The sequence below is a fragment of the Streptomyces sp. E2N166 genome (genome assembly GCF_003671715.1).
Lineage (GTDB): Bacteria > Actinomycetota > Actinomycetes > Streptomycetales > Streptomycetaceae > Streptomyces > Streptomyces thinghirensis.
Map to the genome: position 1 here is coordinate 267,955 of NZ_RAIF01000012.1, position 523 is coordinate 268,477.

General features: G+C 78.4%; 1 protein-coding gene and 1 pseudogene. Both read right to left on the minus strand.

Annotated features, from left to right (window positions below):
- Positions 1-184, minus strand: a pseudogene (locus EBH09_RS38705) (aspartate aminotransferase family protein); the annotation flags it as partial.
- A 139-nt stretch (positions 185-323) separates the two neighbouring features.
- On the minus strand, positions 324-523 hold a 200-nt coding region (locus EBH09_RS38710), incomplete at its 5' end, for a hypothetical protein (protein WP_238697244.1).

The following is a 523-nucleotide window of genomic DNA, read 5'->3' on the forward strand; positions in this document are numbered from 1 at the left end:
CGAGGGCGGGCAGGATTTCGCCGGCCGCGTCCGCGACCCGGGCGGCGACGGCGTCCGGGCCGCCCGCGGGCAGCGGTCCCGCGCGTGTGGCAGCGCCGGTGCTCAGCGCGTCGAGCACGGTGTCGAGCAGGGGCCGCAGGGCGTCGGGGCCGTGCGGGCCCGAGGCGAGGGGCGGCAGGCCCATGGCTGTCCTCCGGGCGTGGGGACGAGGGAGTTCCAGCTTGTACGCGGATGCGCGCGTACGCCCGGACAGCCCAAGATCACAACCCGAAAGGGGTATCCCGCGGCCGGTCCCCCGGGGTGGGGGACCGGCCGCGCCCGGGTCAGTGCGTGTCCGCTTCCCGTACTCGCAGGGCGCGGGCGAGGTCGTCGAGTTGGTCGGCGAGCCTCCGGCGCAGGGCGGGGATCGGGTCGGCGTCGTCGAGGCAGTCCTGGCCGAGGCGCAGGTTGTCGGCGTCGACGGCGTGGGCGGGGAAGGCCCAGCGGCCGGCGGCGTCGGCGATGGCGGGGCCGCGGCGGGCGG